Origin of the sequence: Jiangella asiatica (assembly GCF_004349065.1) — a bacterium.
GTDB classification, from domain to species: Bacteria; Actinomycetota; Actinomycetes; order Jiangellales; family Jiangellaceae; genus Jiangella; species Jiangella asiatica.
On sequence record NZ_SMKZ01000015.1, the window covers coordinates 1 to 20,006 of the forward strand.

Sequence of the window (20,006 nt, forward strand, 5' to 3'; positions counted from 1 at the left end):
CCGACGGGGTAGGCAGCGACGGGGAGGGCGCCGACGGGGTGCGTACGACGCCGAAGCCGCGCCGAGGGCCGCCCGCCGGAGCGGAGCCGCCAGCACCGGAACCCACCAGCGACTCGGCCTTGTTCACCCGGACGGTGCTCTGCTCGGCGGTGTGCCGCGGCTTGACGTGCAGGTAGTAGGTGGTCTTGACGCCCTTGGCCCAGGCCGCGGAGTAGATGTCGACCATTTCACCGATGTCGCGGGTCTCGAGGTACATGTTCCGGCTGATCGCCTGGTCGATCCACTTCTGCGCCCGCGCCGCCACCTCGATGAAGGCGTACGGGGAGAGCTGGAACGAGGTCTTGTAGACGGCCTGGAGGTCGGCCGGGACCGCCGCCAGCGCCGCGACGTCGCCTTGGGCCCGCAGCAGGTCGTCACGGACGTCCTCCCAGAGGCCGCGCGCCTTGAGGTCGGCCACCAGGTTCCGGTTGACCTCCAGGAACTTGCCGGAGCTGGTGGCGCGGCTGAACAGCTGCGAGAAGCGGGGGTCCAGCCCAGGCGTGGTAGCGGCGACCAGCCCGATGGACGCCGTCGGCGCGATGGCCATCAGGGTGGCGTTACGCATACCACCGCGCACCTTGGCCCGCAGCTCGTCCCAGTCCAGGCGGCTGGCGCGGGAGACCGTGATCGGCACGCCACGCTCCCGCTCGGCGACGTCGATGGTGTCGATGGGCACCAGGCCCTGGCTCCACCGCGAGCCGTCGAAGTTGGGGTAGGCCCCGCGTTCGCGCGCCAGGTCGGCGCTCTTGTCGATGGCGTGGTAGCTGATGAACTCCATCACGCGGTCGATGAGGTCGTAGGCCTGCTCGCTCTCGTACGACCAGCCCAGCCGCTCGACGACGTCGCTGAAGCCCATGATGCCCAGCCCGACGGCGCGGTTCAGCTCGTTGGAGCGCTCGGACTCCGGCACCGACGAGATGGTGATGTCGATGAGGTTGTCCAGCTGCCGGACGGCGAGCCGGACGCTCTCGCGCAGGCGGTCCCAGTCGACGACGCCGTCGACGAGATGCTGGGACAGGTTCACCGACGCCAGGTTGCAGACGGCGATGTTGTCGCGGTCCTGCGGCAGCGTGATCTCGGTGCACAGGTTCGACAGGTGGATGGTGCCGGTGTTGTTGTTCAGGGCACGGTTGTTGATGGTGTCCTTCCAGGTCAACCAGGGGTGCGAGGTGGTTTGGAGGCTGACCAGGATGGCCCGGAACTGCTCGCGCGCCTTGATCTTGGTGAACGTGCGCAGCTCGCCCGCCTCGGCCGCGGCGACGTACTCGGCGTAGCGCCGGCTGAACGCGGCGCCGTGGAGCTCGGGCAGGTCGGGGACCTCGAGCGGGTCGAACAGGTACCAGTCGTCGTCGCCGGCGACCCGGGTCATGAACTCGTCGGAGATCCAGACCGCGGTGTTCGCCGTGCGCACCCGGCGGTAGGGGTCGCCGGCGTTCTGCTTGAGGTCGAGGAACTGCGGGAAGTCCAGGTGCCAGTTCTCGATGTAGAAGCACAGCGCGCCGAACTTCTTGCCGCCGCGCGACACCGCACGCAGCGTCGAGTCGATGGTGTGCATGAACGGGACCGGCCCGGTCGAGACGGTGTTGTTGCTGCGGATCGGCGAGCCCTCGGCGCGCAGCTTGGTGACCGACAGCCCGATGCCTCCGGTCCCCTTCGTCAGCCACATGACGTCTCGGACGCTCTTGGCGATGTGCTCGATGTCGTCGTGCATCTCCATGACGAAGCAGTTCGACAGCTGCGCGTACGCGGTGCCGGCGTTGACCAGCGTGGAACCGGCCGCCAGGTAGTCCAGCCGCGACATCTTGTCGTAGAACGCGGTCGCTGCGGCCGTGGCGTCGGCTTCGTTCAGCGACAGCCCCATCGCGACCCGCATCCAGAAGAACTGAGGCACTTCCAGGCGGTGGCCGTCCCGGTCGTTGATCATGTACCGGTTGCTCATGGTGACCGCGCCGGTGTAGGTCAGCCGGTCGTCGCGGGACGGGTCCAGCGCGGCGGCCAGCCGGTCCACGTCGAAGTGGGTCGCGAGCCGTTCGTCGAGAAGCCCGGCGGCCACGCCGTCCGCAACGTAGCCGGCGAACCTCGTGCGGTGCAGCTGCGCCAGTTGGGCCGGTGTCTCGTAGTCGCCGAGCACTCGCTTGTAGACCGTCTTGAGCAGCACCCGGGCGGCGACCGTGTCGAACGCCGGGTCGTCGCGGACGTTCTGCAGCGCCACCTGGACGACCGCCTCGTCCAGCTGCTGGCTGGTGATGCCGTCGAAGAGGGTGATCTCGAGTTCGGACTGGAGCTGGGTGACGCGGGCGACCTGGATGTCCAGGCCGACGCTGGCGGCCTCTATGGCGGCCGCGATCTTGTAGCCGTCGTACGGCTCGACCGATCCGTCGCGCTTGACGACGTTGACGCTCATGCTCTCTCCTCGCGAGCTCGGCGGGCTCGGACCGCGGCCGGAGCGGGAGAGGCAGGAGAGATGCGCCGCCGGCGCCACGCCGGCGCGGATGCGGCCGGTGCGGCGGTGAGTACGTCGCCGTATCGTCCCCTGGCCCCTCCCTCGGGGGCCGCGGACCACCGCACACGTGGCTGTGTGCGGCGCGCTGGCAGGTCTTCGGACTCACGGGCTCGAGCGGCCACCTGGCTGATGGCTGATCACCTACTGGCCGTCGCTTCCCAGACCGGATGGTTGCGGCCCAGTGCTTCGTTGACGGCGGTCGTTCCCGTTCACCGCTGCGGGGCAGTCCCGGACTCACACCGGGTTCCCTGTTGCCTCCGTCGATCTGGGTGACCGGCGGAACCAGCTGCAGAAGCCACACTATCTGGTAGTTACAAAGATGCAAGTCACCTACATGTAGTGTCTCGCGTGTCGGGCACGTGAGTCGCATCAGCAGGCCAGCAGCCAAGCGCCGGACTTGTCACCCTTCTCCGAGATGCCGGCCGATCCGGGTCGTCGGCGGGTTGTCGCGATGTGTGAACCACATGGCCGAAACTCGCTGTCGCTCTGCGGTGCGCGTACCCCACAATGAGCGTCGGTACAGTACCCATCTCTGGAGACGCTCATGACACCGACGCCCGCCCGGCCGGCCCTGATCTGGGCCGCCCTGATCACGGTGTACGTGGTGTGGGGGTCGACCTACCTGGGCATCCGCATCATGGTCGAGGCGGACATGCCGCCACTGCTCGGCATGGGCATGCGTTTCCTCGCCGCAGGGCTGCTGCTGGCCGGATTCATCGCCGTCCGGCACGGCCCCACCCGGCTGCGGGTCACGATCCACGAGCTGCGTGGCGCGGCTACCATGGGCCTCCTGCTGCTGGTCCTCGGCAACGGCATGGTCGCCGTCGCCGAGCAGACCGTCCCCAGCGGGCTGGCCGCTCTCATCGTCGCGGCCGTCTCGCTGTGGTTCGTACTGCTGCAGGTCGCCGGTGGGCAGCGCCCTCCGGTCATGACCTGGATCGGCGTACTGATAGGCCTGATCGGTGTCGGCGTGATCAGCCTGCCCCGGGGCGGCATCGAAGGCGTCGAGCTGTGGGGAGTGCTCCTCCTGCTGTTCGCGACGATGTCCTGGGCGTGCGGATCCTACTTCTCACCCCGCCTCGGCCTGCCACGCAACGCCCTCGTGGCATCGGCCTACGAGATGCTCGCCGCCGGTGTCCTGCTGACGTTGGCTTCGGTCGTGACCGGCGAGCCCGCGGAGTTCAGCCCGGGCGCGGTGCCCGCCGACGGCTGGCTGGCCCTCGTCTATCTGATCGTCATCGGCTCGATCGTCGGCTACACCGCGTACGGCTACGCGCTGGCGAACGCGCCGCTGTCGCTGGTGGGCACCTACGCCTACGTCAACCCCGTCGTCGCCGTGTTGCTCGGCTGGGCGATCCTGTCCGAGCCGGTGACCGCGGTCGTGCTCGGCGGTGGCGCCCTGGTGGTGGGAGGCGTCTCCCTCGTCGTCAGCAGCGAGCGACCGGCCAGGCGCGCCACGACGAACGAACCCGCACCGGAGACCGCGACGGTGTGACAGCCGGCGCGGCGCCTGGTCGTGCCGCCGCGCCGCCCCGTTCCCCCGGCCGGTGCGGGCGGGCGGCACGCGAACGGCGGGCGGCGCAGGGAACGTTGCCGTCCCGCTCGCGCCGCCCGCCGTGATGCGTGCGTTCGCCCGCCCTACGTGTTGGCGAGCTCCGAGCGCGCGATGTCGATGCCGGCGGCCGGCTCCTCGTCGACCAGACTCGCACCCAGACGCGGCGCCACCCGGACCGACCGGAGCGCGTTGTCGTAGGCGTCCAGGGCCTCGTCGGCGCGACCGAGTTCGCGGTAGAGGTCGGCCAGCTCCCGCCAGGCCGACGCCGCGACCCGAGAGGCGCCCATGGACTCCAGCATCGAGGCGGCCAGCGCCGCGACGCGGATGCTCTCGTCGACCTCGCCCTGAGCGCGCAGGATGCGAGCCAGACTGAGCTGCGCCAGTGCGGTGACGACGCGCGGCTGCTGGTCGCCCAGCTCGCTCAGCGCGGACTCGGCCGCCGTGCGCGCCTCGTCGAGCCGGCCGAGCTGGAGCAGCGCGTCGGCACGTCGGACGTGGAAATTGGCGATGTCGGTCTTGCCGCCGTACCGCTTGATGTTCTCGGCGACGCCGTCGAGGATCTCCAGCGACTTCTGCGGCTCCGGCTCGCTGCCCTGCAGCAGCAGCCAGGCGTGCGCCACCCGCAGCCGGGCGAGGTTGCGCAGGTCGTCGCCCTCGCCGAACATGGCCAGCGCCCGGTCGACCAGGTTGAGCGCCAGTGCCAGCTCGCCGCGCGACTCCGCGACCAGGGAGGCGTTCCAGTACGCCGCACCGCGGGTCTGCGGGGTGCCGATCCTGTCGGCGGCGGCGACCAGTTCCGCGGCGAGCGCCTTGGAGCGCACCATGTCACCGCGGCCGCCGTAGGCGCCGAGCACCGTGCAGCCGAGACGGATGTACTCGTCGGTGCTCTCCAGGCCGAGGTCGGCCGCCGAGCGGCGGGCCTCCTCGCCGATCTGGATGGCCATGTCGAAGTCGCCCGCGCGGTCGTAGCAGCGGGTCAGCGCGATCGCGACGTCGAGCCAGGACTGGACGGCAGGAGTCTGCCGTGCCTCGTCGGCCAGCTCGCTGAGCAGGTCGATGGCACCCTCGAGGTCGCCCTTGAGCTCACGGGAGAGCGCGCGGCCCAGGCGGGCACTGCGGCTCTGCTCGTCGTTGAGCCCCGGATCCCCCACCAGCTCGGTGAACTGCTCGTACGCCTCCTCGGCGCGGCCCTCGCGCAACGCCATCTCGGCGCGGCCGAGGGAGAGGCGGGCCTTGGTGCGCACGGACGCGTCGACGCCGTCACGCAGGTACTCCACGTCGATGCGCAGCCGCTCGGCGATGTGCGCGAGCGCTGACGCGGCCGGCTGACGGCGGCCGCTCTCGACGAGGGAGACGTAGCTCGGCGACAGCATGCCCTCAGCGATCTCGGCCTGCGAGAGGCCGAGCTCCAACCGGCGGGACCGGATACGCTGCCCGACGGGCGTCGGAAGCGGCGCCTCGTCCACTGTTGCTGGCTGGTCTTCTGTCATGACAGTATTGGACTACAGCCAGTCACATTTTGCCAGTCCAAATGCCGACTTTAGGAGTTCGATCAAGGATGGGGCGTGCTAAGCGAGTTGTGATCGCCGTCGCCGCAGCGTTCGCGCTCTCGTTCATGGTGTCTGCTCCCGCCGTGGCTGGGCCGAACGAGATGAACGACCCAGGGCAGTACTGCTGCTGAAGCAGCCATAGACCGCACGGACGGCATCCGGCGTCTCGCCCCCCGAACGCTGGATGCCGTCCGTGCTCACATCACCGGTCTCGGCGGGCCGGATGCCGGATTGGCCGCCTGATCGGCGCCGTTGGCGCGACAGGCGGCCTCAGCTGGGCGGACGCCGCTCCCACGGCGCTGTTCGCCGCCCTCCTGCGCTCAACCCGCCAGCCACTGTTCGGCCAGTTCGATAAGGCGGTCGTTGGCCTCGGGCTCGGCCACCGTGGCCCGGCATCCTTCGCCGGCGAAGGGCCTGACGATCAGGCCGGCTTGCTCGCAGTGGCGGGCGAAGTCGAGCGTCCGCTCCCCCAGCTCGAGCCAGACGAAGTTGGCCTCGCTGTGAGGAATCTCCCATCCGAGCTTCCGCAGGGCCTCGCCCACCCGCTCGCGCTCGGCGACCAGGGCCGTCACCCGCTCCAGCAGTTCGGCCTCGCGCGACAGCGACTCGATGGCCGCGTGCTGGGCCACCACCGAGACGCCGAACGGCACCGCTGTCTTGCGCAGCGCGTCGGCCACGGCGTCGTGCGCCACGGCGAAGCCCACCCGCAGGCCGGCCAGCCCGTACGCCTTGGAGAACGTGCGCAGCACGCAAACGTTGGGGTGGTCGCGGTACAGCCGCAACCCGTCGACGGCGTCGGGGTCGCGCACGAACTCCCGGTAGGCCTCGTCCACCACCACGAGAACGTCCGCGGGCACTCGGCCGAGGAACCGCTCGAGCTCGTCGTGGTGCACCGCGGGGCCGGTGGGGTTGTTGGGGCTGCACACGAGGACGAGCCGGGTCCGGTCGGTGATGGCCGCGGCCATGGCGTCCAGGTCGTGACGGGCGCCCGGTCCCAGCGGCACCCGGACGGAGGTCGCGCCCGAGATGCCCACGACGATCGGGTAGGCCTCGAAGGACCGCCAGGCATAGACCACCTCGTCGCCCTCCGCGGCCGTCGCCTGGACGATCTGCTGCAGGATGCCGACGCTGCCCGTGCCGGTGGCCAGGTGCGCCGGCGGAACACCGAACCGCTCGGCCAGCGCCGCCACGAGACCTGTGGCCAACATGTCGGGGTACCGGTTCATGGTGCCCGCGGCGGCGACGGCGGCCTCGAGGACCCCCGGCAGCGGCGGGTACGGGTTCTCGTTGGACGAGACCTTGAAGGCACGTTCGGCGCCGGCTGCCGGCGCGGCGGCCGGCTTGCCCGGCACGTAGGACGGCAGGCCCTCCAGGGCCCGCCGCAGCCGCACGCCGCCGGCGCCCGGCACGGCCGGGCCGGAGGCGGCGGCGTCGTCAGGAGTCTCGTCCGTTGGGCTCATGACGGCACGATAGTCGCTCCCCAGCGGCGCCTCGGATGTGTACGCTCGGCCTCCGTGATGTCCTTCCTCGTACGCCTGATCGTCAACGGCATAGCGCTGTGGGTGGCCACTCAGATCGTCGACGGTGTGACCATCAGCTCTGACAGCACGTCAGACGAGCTCCTGACCTTGCTTGTCGTGGCACTCATCTTCGGCGTGGTCAATGCCCTCATCAAACCGGTCGTACAGCTCTTGTCATTGCCACTGCTGATACTGACCCTGGGCCTGTTCACGCTGGTCGTGAACGCGCTGATGTTCTGGTTGACCTCCTGGATCTCCGACCAGCTCGACGTGCCGTTCCACGTGGACGGATTCTTCTGGGAGGCCGTTCTGGGTGCACTGGTCGTATCGTTCGTCAGCTGGGTGCTGAATCTTCTCCTGCCGAACTGACGAACGTCCTACCAAAAGTTCATCCGTCCGGCCTTCCCGTATGGGCTCTCGGGCCATCCGGTGCAAACGCTTCTTCCGCTGCGGCGCGGGATGACGTACCTTTGGCCTAGCATCCTTCGCACGACGGATTGGGCGCCCGCGACTCGGGCGTCAACGGGGGTTCGTTGTGTCCTGACTTTCGCATGGGCATGGTGAACATATGACGATCGGCTACGGCCCCGTCGGTTCGGTCCTGACCGAGCAGCCTCCTTCCGGGCATGAGCGCAACGCCAGGCTGGGAGATCGCGGCTTCGCCGCGCCGCGCTCCGTACCGCTCGCGGTCACCACGCCGCCGGGGTATCCGGAGCCGGACACCAACCGGCACGCACTCGTGGGATCCATGGTGTTCGAGGTCGTGTACGACGACCCGCAGGGCAACCCGATGCTGGCGTTCGCCGACGGTCAATGGTTCGACGTCACGTCCATCGCGCCCCGGCCGGTCTCCGTCCGGCACGCGCTGCGGCGCGACCCGGCGTGGTCCGGCGCGGTCGTGCAGACCATCTGCCTGTGGATGCGCAGCAACCCGAATCACGAGCGGTCGTTCGATCTCGCCACCGAGCTCGCCCTGGCCGTCGGGGAGCTCGCCCGCCAGCGCCGTTGATCGGCGCGCCGGATTGTGAGTGATTCGAGCCGCCCGTTCCGTCTCTGCGTTGTCTGCGCCGGGAACATCTGCCGGTCGCCCATCGCCGAGACCGTCATCCGCAGTCGCCTGGCCGACGCCGGCCTGGGCCGCCTGGTAGTCGTCGACTCCGCCGGCACCGGCGGCTGGCACTCCGGTGAGCCGGCCGACCACCGAGCGCTGGCCGCGCTCACCCGCCGCGGCTACGACGGCAGTGCCCACCGTGCCCGGCAGTTCCGCCGCGACTGGTTCGACGACGTCGACATCGTCTTGGCCCTGGACCGCGAGAACTTCGCCGACCTCTATGCGTTGGCGCCCGACGACGACGCCCGCGCCAGGATCCAGCTGCTGCGATCCTACGACCAGCTGGCGCTGGCCGCCGAGGACACCGACGTCCCCGACCCGTACTACGGCGACGACGACGCATTCGAGCAGGTGCTGGTCATGATCGAGACCGCCGCCGACGGGCTCGTCGAGGCCATCCGCGACGAGCTGTCCCAGCCGCTTGACCCCGATCTCGCCGGGCGATGATCGACGACGAGGCTGAGCAGCTCAGCCGGCTGCTGAAGGCGACTGTGTCGTCGGTGAGCCCGGTCGGCGGTGGTTCCATCTGCGAGGCCCGCCGCGCCGAGCTCGGCGACGGCCGGACGGTGTTCGTCAAGACACGTGCGGGCGCACCAGCCGGCTTCTTCGCCGCCGAGGCAGGCGGGCTGCACCGGCTCGGCACCGCCCGCAACGGCGTCCCGGTACCGAAGGTGCTCGCCCACGACGACCACCACCTCGTCCTGGAGTGGGTCGCTACCGGCGTGCCCTCGGTCCAGGCGGCCGAGCGGCTCGGCCGCTCCCTGGCCGCCACCCACCGGCACGGCGCGGACACCTTCGGTTCCGACAGCGACGGCTGGATCGGCAGCCTGGAGCTCCCCGGCGGCCCGTGGCCCACCTGGCCGGAGCTGTGGGCGTACGGGCGCATCGAGCCGTACCTGCGCGCGGCCCGCAAGGCCGGCGCCGTAGACCGGCGCACCGTCGCCGACGTCGAACGGGTGATCACCGAACTGCCGCGGCTGGCCGGGCCGGCCGAGCCGCCGGCACTGATCCACGGCGACCTCTGGGCGGGCAACGTCTTGTGGAGCGTCACCGGTGCCACGTACCTCATCGACCCGGCCGTGCACGGCGGACACCGCGAGACCGACCTGGCCATGCTCGCGCTTTTCGGGCTGCCGCACCTGGAGCGGGTCGTCGCCGCATACGACGAGGTCTGGCCGCTGGCGCCGGGCTGGCGCGAGCGGGTCGCCCTGCACCAGTTGCACCCGGTGCTCGTGCACGCGGTCCTGTTCGGCGGGTCCTACGGAGCCCAAGCCGGGCAACTGGCCCGCGCCGCTCTGCGCGCCGCCTGATCGTTCTGCGGGGGTTCGCCGGGCTTGCGGCTCCGTCTGAGGGCGGACACGCATCCTCGGCATCACGAATGAGCTGGCCCCGTGGGTCGAGCCGGTAGGTTCTCAGTCGACCGATCGATCGAGCTGGAGATATCCGTGATCACGGCCCAAGGACTGCACAAGCGATACGGCGCCAAAGTCGCCGTCGACGACCTCTCGTTCGAGGTCCGCCCCGGCATGGTGACCGGCTTCCTCGGACCCAACGGGGCCGGCAAGTCAACGACCATGCGCCTGATGCTCGACCTGGACAACGGCAGCGGCCAGACCCTGTTCGACGGCCGCCGCTTCGGCACCATCCGCCACCCGATGCGCGAAATCGGCGCGGTCCTAGAAGCCAAGGCGTTCCACCCCACCCGCACCGCCCGCAACCACCTGCGCATGCTCGCCGCGGGTAGCGGCATCCCCGCGACCCGCGCCGACGAGGTCCTTGAGTTCGTCGGTCTCGCCGACGTCAAACGCAAGAAGCCCAAGAGCTTCTCCCTCGGCATGGCCCAACGCCTCGGCCTGGCCCAGGCCCTGCTCGGCGACCCAGGCACCCTCATCCTCGACGAACCCGCCAACGGCCTGGACCCCCACGGCATCCACTGGCTGCGTGACGTCCTCAAATCGCTGGCCGGCCAGGGCCGGACCATCTTCGTCTCCAGCCACCTGCTCTCCGAGATGTCGCTCATGGCCGACCAACTCGTCGTCATCGGCCGCGGCCGCATGATCTACAACGGCGACGTCGACGGCTTCGTCCGCGAGTTCACCCAGGCCACCGTGCTCGTCCGCACCCCGCACACCACTCAGCTCACCACCGCCCTGGGCAGCCTCGACGGCGTCACCGTCGAGGCGCTGCCCGCGGCGGCGGCCGTCGCGGCGGCCACCGCCGATCCGGTCGACCCGGCCGCGGTTGCCGCCCTGCCGGCCGGCTCGCAGCCGTCGGGGGCGCTGCGAGTGGCAGGCACCGACGCCGCCACCGTCGGCGAGGTCGCCTTCCACGCGGGCGTCCTGCTGCACGAGCTCACCACCCAGACCGCATCGCTGGAGACCGCCTTCATCACCGCCACCGGGGCCAGCGAGGAGTACGTGGCGCACGATCTGGGCCCGGCGCCGCCACCACCGCAACCGCCGCCAGCGGCCGGTGCCGAGACCACTGGGGGTGCGGCGTGACCGACGCACTGCGCTTCGAGTGGGTGCGGCTGCGCACCCTTCGGTCCACCTACTGGCTCATCGGGCTGGGCCTGCTGGTCACCGCCGGTGTGGCGTTCATCATTGCGTTCGCCACCCGCAACGATCCGCTGGACGCCACCAATGTCGCGGCGGTCCTCACCGGCGGTGCGGAGTTCGCCACGTTCATCCCGGTGTTCATGGCCATCATCGGCATCTTCGCCACCGGTCACGAGTATCGGCACGGGACCATCCAGCCCACGCTGACCGCGATCCCCCAACGCTCCCGGCTGCTCCTCGCCAAGATCATCATGACCAGCCTCGTGGCTGTGGTCGTCGTGGCACTCTCTCTCGTGATCAACCTGGTGATCGGGCTGATCTTCTGGGGTGAGGTGCCGTCGTTCGACGCTCCCCTCGACGAGGTCGTCCCCGGCTACTTCCTGCTCGTCGTGCTCTACACGATCCTCGGCCTGGCACTGGCGCAGCTGTTCCGCGGCGTGCCGTCGGCGCTGGTCGTCCTGCTGGTCACGCCGCTGCTGGTGGAAGGGCTGATCTCCGGGCTGTCGCTGGTGCCGGCGCTGGACTGGCTGCAGCCGGCGCTGAAGTTCCTACCGTTCTCGGCCGGCGCCCGGCTGCTGGCCACCGAGCCGTACGAGCCGAACGGCGGGCCCGAGTTCGACTACCTCGACCGCTGGGCCTCCGGCGGGGTGTTCGCGGTGTTCGTCGCGATCATCCTGGCCGTCGCCTGGATGCTGTTCAAGAAGCGCGACGCCTGAGCGGCCGGACGGCCCGCGGTCAGACGCGCACCACGCCGCGGGCCGTCCGGAACGACACCGCCTGCACGCCGGGCGCACCGTCCGGCGCCGACCACACCACGTCCACATCGTCGAGCGGGTGGTTCTCCGGCTCGCCCAACCACTCCGACACGCGGTGCGGGTCGCCGGCGATCTCGATGCTGAGCAGCTCGACGTCGTGCCCGCCCTTCGACGGATGCTCGGCCGGGTCGGACTCCCAGTGCACGAAGAACGGCAGCTGGGAGTCGTTCATCAGGCCCATCACGCCGATCTGGCGCCACAGCAGTTCGAACCCGTCCGGGCGCTTGCGGTTGCCGGCGACGGCGGGCCGGCCGAGCCGCCGCTCGACCGGTTCGAGCTCGTCAACGGCCACCACCCAGCCCAGCCAGCCGCCGCCGGCCTCCGACCGCGCTTTGACCGCCTGGCCGAACGGCACGTTGTCGGCGGCGGGGTGATCGAGGACCGCCACCACCTCGAGATAGTGGCCACCGGAGAGCGGGAGCACCCGGTTGCGGGTGCCGAAGCGGGGGTGCAGGCCGCCCTCGACGAGGTCGACACCGAGGTCGGCGGCGAGTTTGCCGGCCGTGGCGTCGAGTCCGTCGGGCCCCGCGGCGTACGACACGTGATCGAGGCGCATTCGTGCATCGTGGCAGCCGCACGATCCATTGGCCAACCCGACCGGGCCCACCAGGACGTGAGACCGCGGTGCGTTACGGTTGCCGACCATAGCCGGCAACAGGACCAAAGGGCGGCGAAGAACCACGAACAGCGCAATGGATCAAGTACGTTCTCTGGCATCGGTTTCAGCGACACCTGGAGGCGAGCGCGCGTGAGCATCGAGATCACCAGGACCGCTCGAAGCTACGCCGCCTATCTGGACGGAACCCGGGTCGGCGAACTCACCTATGCCCGCCGGGGCGACCAGATCGTCGCCCTGCACACCGAGGTCGACCCGGCCGCCGAGGGCAAGGGCATCGGCGGCGCCCTGGCCCGTGCCCTGCTCGACGACGCCCGCCAAAGCGGGTCCTCAGTGGTGCCGCAGTGCCCGTTCGTGGCCTCCTACCTGGACCGGCACCCGGAGTACGGCGACCTGGTGGCCAGCTGACCTCACGGCGGCATGGCGACATTGGCGCGAACACGTCACCGCTGGGCCTGGTCCCCGCCTGCCGGCCGATCCACAGTGATGTCGGGGCCGGGCGCTCCTTCCCGCCCGGCCCCACCCGAACCACCGGTGACGGCGGCGCGCAGCCGGCGGGCCGCCCGCGTCGGGTCGTCCGCGGCGGTGATGGCGCGCACCACGACGACGCGGCGGGCGCCCGCCTCAACGACCAGCTCGACGGTGCGCTCGTCGATGCCGCCGATGGCGAACCACGGCGTCGACGGGTTCGCCGCCGCGACAGCCCGGACCGTTCCGACGCCGACGGGCGGCCGGCCCGCTTTGGTGGGTGTCTCCCACACCGGGCCGACGCAGAAGTAGTCGACCTCCGGGTCGGCCTCGGCCACCGCGGCCTGGTCCACGCTGTGCGTCGACCGGCCCAGCAGCACGTTCGGTCCGAGCAACCGGCGGGAGGCCGCGACCGGCAGGTCGGTCTGCCCGGTGTGGAAGGCGTGCGCGCCGGCCAGCTCGGCCAGGTCGGCGCGGTCGTTGACGGCGACCAGCGCGCCGTACTCGGCGGCGACTCTCGCGACCAGCGGCTGCAGGGCCAGCTCGTCCGCGGCGTCGAGGGTCTTGTCGCGCAACTGCACGATGTCGACGCCGCCGGCCAGCGCGGCGTGCAGGAAGCGTTCCAGATCGCCGCGCTCGCGGCGAGCATCGGTGCACAGGTACAGGCGGGCGTCGGCGAGCCGCCGGCGCCGGGTCTCACCAGTGGACGTGGTCACGGCAGGGAGTCTGCCACCGAGCCGGCCGCGCGCACGCGCTACGGTGGGAAGTGCGCGGGAGCCCTGGCGGCAGGGCTGAGAGGGCCAGCAGGCCGACCGCTAGAACCTGACCTGGGTCATGCCAGCGGAGGGAGCGAACTCGTGAACGACGCCGTCGTGGTCGGCTGCGGCATCATCGGCGCCAGCGTGGCCTGGCGGCTGTCGCAGGTCGGTCTCTCCGTCACCTGCCTCGACCCTACGCCCGGCGACGGTGCCACCTTCGCGGCCGCCGGCATGCTGGCCCCCGTCACCGAGGCGGAGTTCGGCGACGCAGAGCTGACCGGGCTGAACCTGGAGTCCGCCCGGGAGTGGCCGGGGTTCGCCGCCGAGCTCGCCGAGGCCGCCGGAACCGAGCTCGGCTTCGGCCGCACTGGGACGCTCACCGTCGCCTACGACGCCGGCGACCGGCAGGAGCTGCGCCGGCTCATGGAGCTGCGTGCCGGCCTCGGCCTGGCCACCGAGGAGGTCTCGGTCGACGCCGCCCGGGCTATGGAACCACTGCTCGGGCCGCGGATCGCCGGTGCCGCCTGGACCCCGGACGAGCACCAGGTCGACCCCCGCCGGGTGCACGCCGCACTGCTCGCGGTTCTGGCGGCGCGAGGCGTGGAGGTGGTGCGGCGCCGGGTGGTGGCGCTGGCCGAGCAGTCGCCCGGCGGGCCGGTCACGGGCGCCGTCGACGACCAGGGCACGACGCACTCGGCCGGGGTCCTGGTGCTGGCGGCCGGGTGGGCCAGCCGCGAGCTGACGCCGTCGTCGGGCGGCTACGGAGCGGCGACGACCACCACGCCGACCCGGCCGGTGAAGGGCCAGGTACTGCGGCTGGACGCCGGCCCGGAATCGGCGTTCTCGCTGGGCCGGGTGGTGCGCGGCTTCGTCCAGTCCCGCCAGGTCTACCTGGTGCCGCGCGCCGACGGCGAGGTCGTGGTCGGCGCCACCAGTGAGGAGCAGCCCGACGATCGCCGGGTCACCGCCGGCGGCGCGTTCGGCATCCTGCGCGACGCCCGCGCCCTGGTGCCTGGCATCGACGAGCTGCCGTTGGTCGAGCTGACCGCCCGGGCCCGGCCGGGCAGTCCCGACAACTTGCCGATGATCGGCGGCTCGGGCCGGCCCGGACTGGTGCTGGCCACCGGCCACTACCGCAACGGCATCCTGCTCGCTCCGCTGACGGCCGCGGCGATCACCGCGTACGTTCGGGACGGAGCGGTACCGGCCTGGGCGGCCGCGGCCGACCCGCGGCGGTTCGTCCGCGCTGTCGGCCCGCGCCGCCTCGCACCCACGGGAGGACGACCATGACCACACTGGTGACGGTCAACGGCGACATCGTCGCGTTCGAGGACGCCGCTACCCTCGGCGACGTCGTGGCCCGGACCGTGGCGAAGCCGGACGGCTCCCACAGCGACCGCGGCATCGCCGTCGCCGTCAACCAGCTGGTGATCCCGCGGGCGGACTGGCACACCACCCCGCTGCGGGCCGACGACAAGATCGAGATCATCACCGCGGTCCAGGGAGGCTGACGTGTCCACCGACGATCCCCTCGTCATCGCCGGCACCGCACTGTCGTCGCGGCTCATCATGGGCACCGGCGGCGCGCCGAGCCTCACCGGCCTGGAGGCGGCGCTGCTGGAGTCCGGCACCGAGCTGACGACGGTGGCGCTGCGGCGGGTGCAGGCCGGCGGCGAGGACTCGATCTGGGAGCTGCTGCGGCGCAACGGCATCCGGGTGCTGCCCAACACCGCGGGCTGCTTCTCCGCCGCCGAGGCCGTGCTGACCGCGAAGCTCGGCCGCGAGGCGTGCGAGACCGACTGGGTGAAGCTCGAGGTCATCGCGGACGACATCACCCTGCTGCCGGACCCGGTCGAGTTGGTGTCGGCGGCGCGGACCCTGGTCGGTGACGGCTTCACCGTGCTGCCGTACACCAACGACGACCCCGTCCTGGCCCGCAAGCTGGCCGACGCCGGCTGCGCGGCCGTGATGCCACTGGGCGCACCGATCGGCACCGGCCTGGGCATCCTCAACCCACGCAACATCGCCGCGATCGTCGCCTCGGTCGACGTCCCGGTGATCCTCGACGCCGGCATCGGCACCGCATCGGATGCCGCGCAGGCGATGGAGCTCGGCTGCGACGGCGTGCTGCTCGCCACCGCTGTCACCCGGGCGGCGGACCCGGTCCGGATGGCCAGGGCGATGCGGCTCGCGGTCGGGGCCGGCCGCGACGCGCACCTGGCCGGCCGCATCCCGCGGCGCGAGGACGCGCTGGCGTCGTCGCCGCTGGACGGCCGGGCCAACCTCGACCTGGCCATGTGACGCCGCGGGAGTCAGACCGGCAGCGCGGTGACGGTCACGGCGGCGGGCCGCCCGCCGCGTTCGTTGCGGTAGGCGCCCGCGACCTTCGGACCGGCGCCGTAGAGCTGCAGGTGGATCCGGTCGTCCGGCTCGCTGTCGAGGTCCCAGCCGTGCCTGGTGCGCAGCAGATAGGAGCCGTCGTCGGCCTTGACATGCAGGATGCTGCCGGTGCTGTTGCGCCCCTTCTCGACGACGACGGCGTCGAGGACGCGGTCCGGGCGCTGCGCGGTCGCGGCGCGCCGCCACCGTCGTCCCTCCCGGGTGGCGAACAACCCGAGCGCCACCAGGAGTCCGAAAGCGGCCACCAGGACGAGCACGAGGGGGACGCTGAACTGCCACTCGACGTCGTCGCGGAACGCGGCACCGGTCATGGCGACGGCCATGAAACCGAGCATGAACCAGGTGGCGCGGCCAAGCCAGCGGAACGGCACACCGACCCGGCGCAACTGGCGCGATGACAGCAGCGGCTCCACCGGGTCATGGTACGCGGGCACCCGGGCGACCGATCTTCGGGTGCGGACTGTTGCCGGTTGATCGTTCCTGGCACGATTCGTCCTCATGGGTCTGATCGACGTCCTGCTGCTCGACCTCGACGGCGTGGTGCGCCACTTCGACCCGGAGGTGACGGAGGCGATCGAGAAGCGCAGCGGCCTGCCGCCGGGCAAGCTGCACGAGACGGCCTTCGAGCCGCGGCTGCTGCAGTCGGTGACCACCGGCACGATGACCCGGGCGGACTGGGTGACCCGTATCGCCGACACCGTCGGCCCGGTCGCCGCGACGGCCTGGGCGGCGCAGCGTCCCACCGTCGACCGCGACGTGCTGACCACGGCGCGTGCGGTCCGCGCCAGCGGCGTGCGGGTGTGCCTGCTCACCAACGGCACGGACCGCATCCGGGCCGAGCTGACCGAGCTGGGCATCGCCGACGACTTCGACGTGGTCTTCAACAGCGCCGAGCTCGGGGTCGCCAAACCGGACCTGCGCATCTTCATGCACGTGCTGCGCACCCTGCAGGTGGACCGGTCCGCCGTGCTGTTCCTCGACGACTCGGCGGGGCACGTCCGCAGCGCCGCGGCCGTCGGTATGCGGGCGCATGTGTTCCGCACGGCCGGCGACCTGAGCGACGCGTGCAAGACGTACCACCTGGATTGACCCGCACGGCACCGCCATCCGCTACGGTCTGAGCCACGAGGTGAGGCCGATGACCGACGTCGATGCCGTCGTCCCGCTCGACCGGGTGGAACCACCGCTGCGGGCGAACGAGAAGGACGCCCTCGTGCTGCGACTGGACTTCCTGCGCGAGACCGTCGTCAACAAGGTCGCCGGGCTCAGCACCGAGCAGGCCACGACGGCGTCGGTGCCACCCAGCACGCTGACGCCGGCCGGGATCGTACGGCATCTCATGTGCATCGAGCGGTGGTGGTTCGCCATCGACTTCGCCGCGATGGACGTCCCGGAGCCCTGGTCCGACGACGACGCCGGCGGGTTCGACCTGGCGCCCGGCGAGAGCCTCGCCACCGTCGTGCGCACCTACCTCGCCGAATGTGCCCGCTCCAACGAGGTGATCGCGGCACACGACCTCGACGAGGTGGCCCGCGGCGAAGGCATGGATTTCGACCTGCGCTATGCCGTCGTGCACGTCATCGAGGAGACCGCGCGCCACTGCGGCCACATCGACCTGTTGCGCGAGGCCATCGACGGCACCGTCGGCGAGTGACGCCACGGCGTCCCTGCCGTTGAGCTGCGGCGACGCGATCAGGTGGGCAGGGTGATGCGCACCCGGCGGAACCCGCGGCCCTTGTTCTCGACCTTCGTCACCTCGATCCGGCCGATCTGCCGGGTCGAGGCAACGTGGGTGCCGCCGTCGGCCTGGAGGTCCAGTCCGACGACGTCGACCAGTCGCACGACCTCGAGGTCGGGCGGCAGCAGGTCGGTGGCGGTCTTGATGATGGGCCCGAGCGCGTATGCCTCGTCGCGCGGCAGCACCCGGACCTGGATGGCGCGGTCGGCGGCCACCTCGGCGTTGAGCGCCTCGGTCAGGGTGTCCTTGAAGCCGGCGGGCACCTCGGCCAGGTCGAAGTCGAGCCTGGCCTGACCCGGCTCCATGTTGCCGCCGGTGACCGGCACCCCGAAGTCGCGGAACATCACGCCGCACAGCACGTGCAACCCGGAGTGGGTACGCATGAGCATGCTGCGCCGCGTGTCGTCCACCGCGCCGCGGACCTGGGTGCCCACCGGCGGCAGGGGATCGTCCGCGTCCGGGACCAGCCACAGGTCGTCGCGGGGACGGACGCCGACGATGCGGGTCTGCACGCCACCCCACAGCAGCACGCCCTGGTCCGGCGGCTGGCCGCCACCGCCGGGGTAGAAGGCGGACCGATCCAGAACCAGACCGTCCTCGGGATCGCTCGCGAGCACCGTGCAGTCCCACTCGCGCAGCGTCTGGTCGTCCAACTCGAGCCGGTGAGTCCGGCCATGATGATCGTGACGCACCTCCCCGACGCTACTCCCCCGATGAGTGGCTGGCCGATACGGCGGCGGATGTCGGCCCAAGGCTCGCACCGGGCAGACCACCGCGGGGTGGTGGCGGGGGATGTCGGCCAGGGTTCGGTCGGGCATCGGGGGTGAGGAACGAGCCCCCGCGGGCGGGGCCGGCATCGCCCGCCACCACCCCGCCCCGGGCAGGACCTGGACCCGAAGAAGGCCTCAGGACGGCAGGCTCACCGCGACGTACTTGGTCTCCAGGTACTCCTCGATGCCCTCGACACCGCCTTCGCGGCCGAAGCCACTGGCCTTGACCCCGCCGAACGGCGCGGCCGGGTTGGAGACGATGCCGGCGTTGAGGCCGACCATGCCGACCTCGAGCCCTTCGGATACGCGCAGCGCGCGCTCGAGGTCGCGGGTGAACACGTAGGCGACCAGGCCGAACTCGGTGTCGTTGGCCGCGGCGAGCGCCTCCTCGTCGGAGGAGAACGTGGAGATGGGCGCGACCGGCCCGAAGACCTCCTCGGCCAGGATGCGGGCGTCCGGCGCCACCTGCCCGAGCACCGTCGGCTGATAGAAGTAGCCGGCGTCGCCCCAGCGGCCGCCGCCGGTGACGACCTTGGCGCCGCGGTCGACGGCGTCCGCGACCAGCTCCTCGACGGTGCCGCGTTGCTTCGCGCTGACCAGCGGGCCGACGTCAACGCCGGCGTCGGTGCCGCGGCCCAAGCGCAGCGCGGACATCCGCTCGGCCAGCCGGTCGGTGAACTCCGCGGCCACCGACTCGTGGACGTGGAAGCGGTTGGCGGCGGTACAGGCCTCGCCGACGTTGCGCATCTTCGCGAGCATGGCGCCGTCGACGGCGGCGTCGAGGTCGGCGTCGGCGAAGACGAGGAACGGAGCGTTGCCGCCCAGCTCCATGGAGACCCGCAGCACCTGCTGCGCGGACTGCTCGATGAGCGTGCGTCCGACCGCCGTCGAGCCGGTGAAGGACAGCTTGCGCAGCCGTGGGTCGCGGATGATGGGCTCGGAGACCGTGCCGCTGGTCGACGTCGGGATGACGTTGAGCACGCCGTCGGGCAGCCCGGCCTCGCGCAGGATCTCGGCGAGGGCCAGCATGGACAGCGGGGTCTCGTGTGCGGGCTTCACCACCATGGTGCAGCCGGCCGCCACCGCCGGGGCGATCTTGCGGGTACCCATGGCCGTCGGGAAGTTCCACGGCATGATGAAGAACGACGGCCCGACCGGCTGCTTCATGGTCAGCAGCCGGCTGCCGCCGGCCGGGGCCTGCGAGTACCGGCCGGCCACCCGCGCGGCCTCTTCAGAGAACCAGCGCAGGAACTCCGCCGCATAGGTGATCTCGGCGCGTGACTCCTTCACCGCCTTGCCCATCTCGAGCGTCATGAGCACGGCGAGGTCGTCGCTGCGCTCCCTCACCAGCTCGAACGCCCGGCGCAGCAGCTCGCCGCGCTCCCGCGCCGCAGTGGCCGCCCACGACGGCTGCGCCGCGACGGCCGCGCTCAGGGCCGCGTCGCCATCGTCGACGGTCGCGTCGGCGACGGTCGCGATGACCTCCCCGGTGGACGGGTCCTCGACCTCGAACCGCCCACCGGAGCCGGACTCCCGCCACTCACTCCCGATCAGCAGCCCGGTCGGCACTGCGGACACCACGTCACGCTCTTTGTCGGCAGTCAT

21 protein-coding genes and 2 riboswitches are annotated in these 20,006 nt (G+C 71.3%); of the genes, 13 read left to right on the top strand and 8 right to left on the bottom strand.

Annotation, left to right across the window (positions count from 1 at the left end):
• On the bottom strand, nucleotides 1–2,443 hold a 2,443-nt coding region (locus E1269_RS12205; RefSeq protein ID WP_131894797.1), incomplete at its 3' end, for a ribonucleoside-diphosphate reductase subunit alpha.
• Between the two features lie 169 nt (nucleotides 2,444–2,612).
• A riboswitch (cobalamin riboswitch) is annotated at nucleotides 2,613–2,844 on the bottom strand.
• A 242-nt stretch (nucleotides 2,845–3,086) separates the two neighbouring features.
• On the opposite strand from E1269_RS12205, the gene E1269_RS12210 reads away from it, so the two are divergent.
• Nucleotides 3,087–4,037, top strand: a complete 951-nt coding sequence (locus tag E1269_RS12210) for an EamA family transporter (protein ID WP_131894799.1) — start codon at nucleotides 3,087–3,089, stop codon at nucleotides 4,035–4,037.
• A 143-nt stretch (nucleotides 4,038–4,180) separates the two neighbouring features.
• Here the strand turns inward: E1269_RS12210 and E1269_RS12215 are convergent, their stop codons facing one another.
• Both E1269_RS12215 and hisC read right to left on the bottom strand, forming a co-directional pair.
• The gene (locus E1269_RS12215) at nucleotides 4,181–5,587 is read right to left on the bottom strand and encodes a helix-turn-helix domain-containing protein (RefSeq protein ID WP_131894801.1); all 1,407 of its coding nucleotides are present in this window, start codon (nucleotides 5,585–5,587) and stop codon (nucleotides 4,181–4,183) included.
• Between the two features lie 380 nt (nucleotides 5,588–5,967).
• A complete protein-coding gene (gene hisC, locus E1269_RS12220) occupies nucleotides 5,968–7,107 on the bottom strand; it encodes a histidinol-phosphate transaminase (protein WP_131894803.1) in 1,140 nt (379 codons plus the stop codon).
• Between the two features lie 54 nt (nucleotides 7,108–7,161).
• Between hisC and E1269_RS12225 the strand changes: the two genes are divergently transcribed.
• From E1269_RS12225 to E1269_RS12250, 6 genes are all read left to right on the top strand, one after another.
• Nucleotides 7,162–7,536 (top strand): phage holin family protein, encoded by a 375-nt coding sequence (locus tag E1269_RS12225; protein ID WP_131894805.1) that lies wholly within the window; start codon nucleotides 7,162–7,164, stop codon nucleotides 7,534–7,536.
• Between the two features lie 199 nt (nucleotides 7,537–7,735).
• A complete protein-coding gene (locus tag E1269_RS12230) occupies nucleotides 7,736–8,176 on the top strand; it encodes a hypothetical protein (RefSeq protein ID WP_131894807.1) in 441 nt (146 codons plus the stop codon).
• Between the two features lie 15 nt (nucleotides 8,177–8,191).
• A complete protein-coding gene (locus tag E1269_RS12235) occupies nucleotides 8,192–8,725 on the top strand; it encodes a low molecular weight protein-tyrosine-phosphatase (RefSeq protein ID WP_203433420.1) in 534 nt (177 codons plus the stop codon).
• A complete protein-coding gene (locus E1269_RS12240; RefSeq protein WP_131894811.1) occupies nucleotides 8,722–9,588 on the top strand; it encodes a fructosamine kinase family protein in 867 nt (288 codons plus the stop codon). Before E1269_RS12235 ends, E1269_RS12240 begins: the two co-directional genes overlap by 4 nt.
• 135 nt (nucleotides 9,589–9,723) lie before the next feature.
• Entirely contained in the window at nucleotides 9,724–10,779 is a 1,056-nt protein-coding gene (locus E1269_RS12245; RefSeq protein ID WP_203433422.1) for an ATP-binding cassette domain-containing protein, read from the top strand.
• A complete protein-coding gene (locus tag E1269_RS12250; protein ID WP_162606372.1) occupies nucleotides 10,776–11,552 on the top strand; it encodes an ABC transporter permease in 777 nt (258 codons plus the stop codon). Before E1269_RS12245 ends, E1269_RS12250 begins: the two co-directional genes overlap by 4 nt.
• 19 nt (nucleotides 11,553–11,571) lie before the next feature.
• On the opposite strand, the gene E1269_RS12255 is transcribed toward E1269_RS12250, so the two are convergent.
• Entirely contained in the window at nucleotides 11,572–12,207 is a 636-nt protein-coding gene (locus E1269_RS12255; protein ID WP_131894815.1) for a VOC family protein, read from the bottom strand.
• Nucleotides 12,208–12,399: 192 nt separating this feature from the next.
• Here E1269_RS12255 and E1269_RS12260 point away from each other — a divergent pair, with 192 nt between their 5' ends.
• Nucleotides 12,400–12,675 carry a GNAT family N-acetyltransferase gene (locus E1269_RS12260; RefSeq protein ID WP_131894817.1) on the top strand — a complete coding sequence of 92 codons (276 nt, stop codon included), beginning with the start codon at nucleotides 12,400–12,402 and terminating at the stop codon, nucleotides 12,673–12,675.
• A 35-nt stretch (nucleotides 12,676–12,710) separates the two neighbouring features.
• Here the strand turns inward: E1269_RS12260 and thiE are convergent, their stop codons facing one another.
• Complete coding sequence (thiE, locus tag E1269_RS12265; protein WP_131894818.1) at nucleotides 12,711–13,451, bottom strand: thiamine phosphate synthase; 741 nt, start codon at nucleotides 13,449–13,451, stop codon at nucleotides 12,711–12,713.
• 44 nt (nucleotides 13,452–13,495) lie between these two features.
• Nucleotides 13,496–13,601: riboswitch (TPP riboswitch) on the top strand.
• Between thiE and thiO the strand changes: the two genes are divergently transcribed.
• The 3 genes from thiO (at nucleotide 13,593) to E1269_RS12280 (ending at nucleotide 15,794) form a co-directional block, all read left to right on the top strand.
• Nucleotides 13,593–14,783, top strand: a complete 1,191-nt coding sequence (gene thiO / locus E1269_RS12270) for a glycine oxidase ThiO (RefSeq protein ID WP_131894820.1) — start codon at nucleotides 13,593–13,595, stop codon at nucleotides 14,781–14,783. It overlaps the preceding riboswitch by 9 nt.
• A complete protein-coding gene (gene thiS, locus E1269_RS12275; RefSeq protein WP_131894822.1) occupies nucleotides 14,780–15,004 on the top strand; it encodes a sulfur carrier protein ThiS in 225 nt (74 codons plus the stop codon). The genes thiO and thiS overlap by 4 nt, the downstream gene beginning before the upstream one ends.
• 1 nt (nucleotide 15,005) lies before the next feature.
• Complete coding sequence (locus E1269_RS12280; protein ID WP_275264421.1) at nucleotides 15,006–15,794, top strand: thiazole synthase; 789 nt, start codon at nucleotides 15,006–15,008, stop codon at nucleotides 15,792–15,794.
• 11 nt (nucleotides 15,795–15,805) lie between these two features.
• On the opposite strand, the gene E1269_RS12285 is transcribed toward E1269_RS12280, so the two are convergent.
• Nucleotides 15,806–16,306 (bottom strand): hypothetical protein, encoded by a 501-nt coding sequence (locus E1269_RS12285; RefSeq protein WP_131894824.1) that lies wholly within the window; start codon nucleotides 16,304–16,306, stop codon nucleotides 15,806–15,808.
• Between the two features lie 85 nt (nucleotides 16,307–16,391).
• Here E1269_RS12285 and E1269_RS12290 point away from each other — a divergent pair, with 85 nt between their 5' ends.
• Nucleotides 16,392–16,982 carry an HAD family hydrolase gene (locus E1269_RS12290; RefSeq protein ID WP_131894826.1) on the top strand — a complete coding sequence of 197 codons (591 nt, stop codon included), beginning with the start codon at nucleotides 16,392–16,394 and terminating at the stop codon, nucleotides 16,980–16,982.
• Nucleotides 16,983–17,031: 49 nt separating this feature from the next.
• Nucleotides 17,032–17,547: a DinB family protein gene (locus E1269_RS12295; protein WP_131894828.1), complete on the top strand. Its 516-nt coding sequence runs from the start codon at nucleotides 17,032–17,034 to the stop codon at nucleotides 17,545–17,547.
• 38 nt (nucleotides 17,548–17,585) lie between these two features.
• Here E1269_RS12295 and E1269_RS12300 read toward each other — a convergent pair whose 3' ends face one another.
• The gene (locus E1269_RS12300) at nucleotides 17,586–18,323 is read right to left on the bottom strand and encodes an alanyl-tRNA editing protein (protein ID WP_131894830.1); all 738 of its coding nucleotides are present in this window, start codon (nucleotides 18,321–18,323) and stop codon (nucleotides 17,586–17,588) included.
• Nucleotides 18,324–18,536: 213 nt separating this feature from the next.
• Complete coding sequence (locus E1269_RS12305; protein WP_131894832.1) at nucleotides 18,537–20,006, bottom strand: NAD-dependent succinate-semialdehyde dehydrogenase; 1,470 nt, start codon at nucleotides 20,004–20,006, stop codon at nucleotides 18,537–18,539.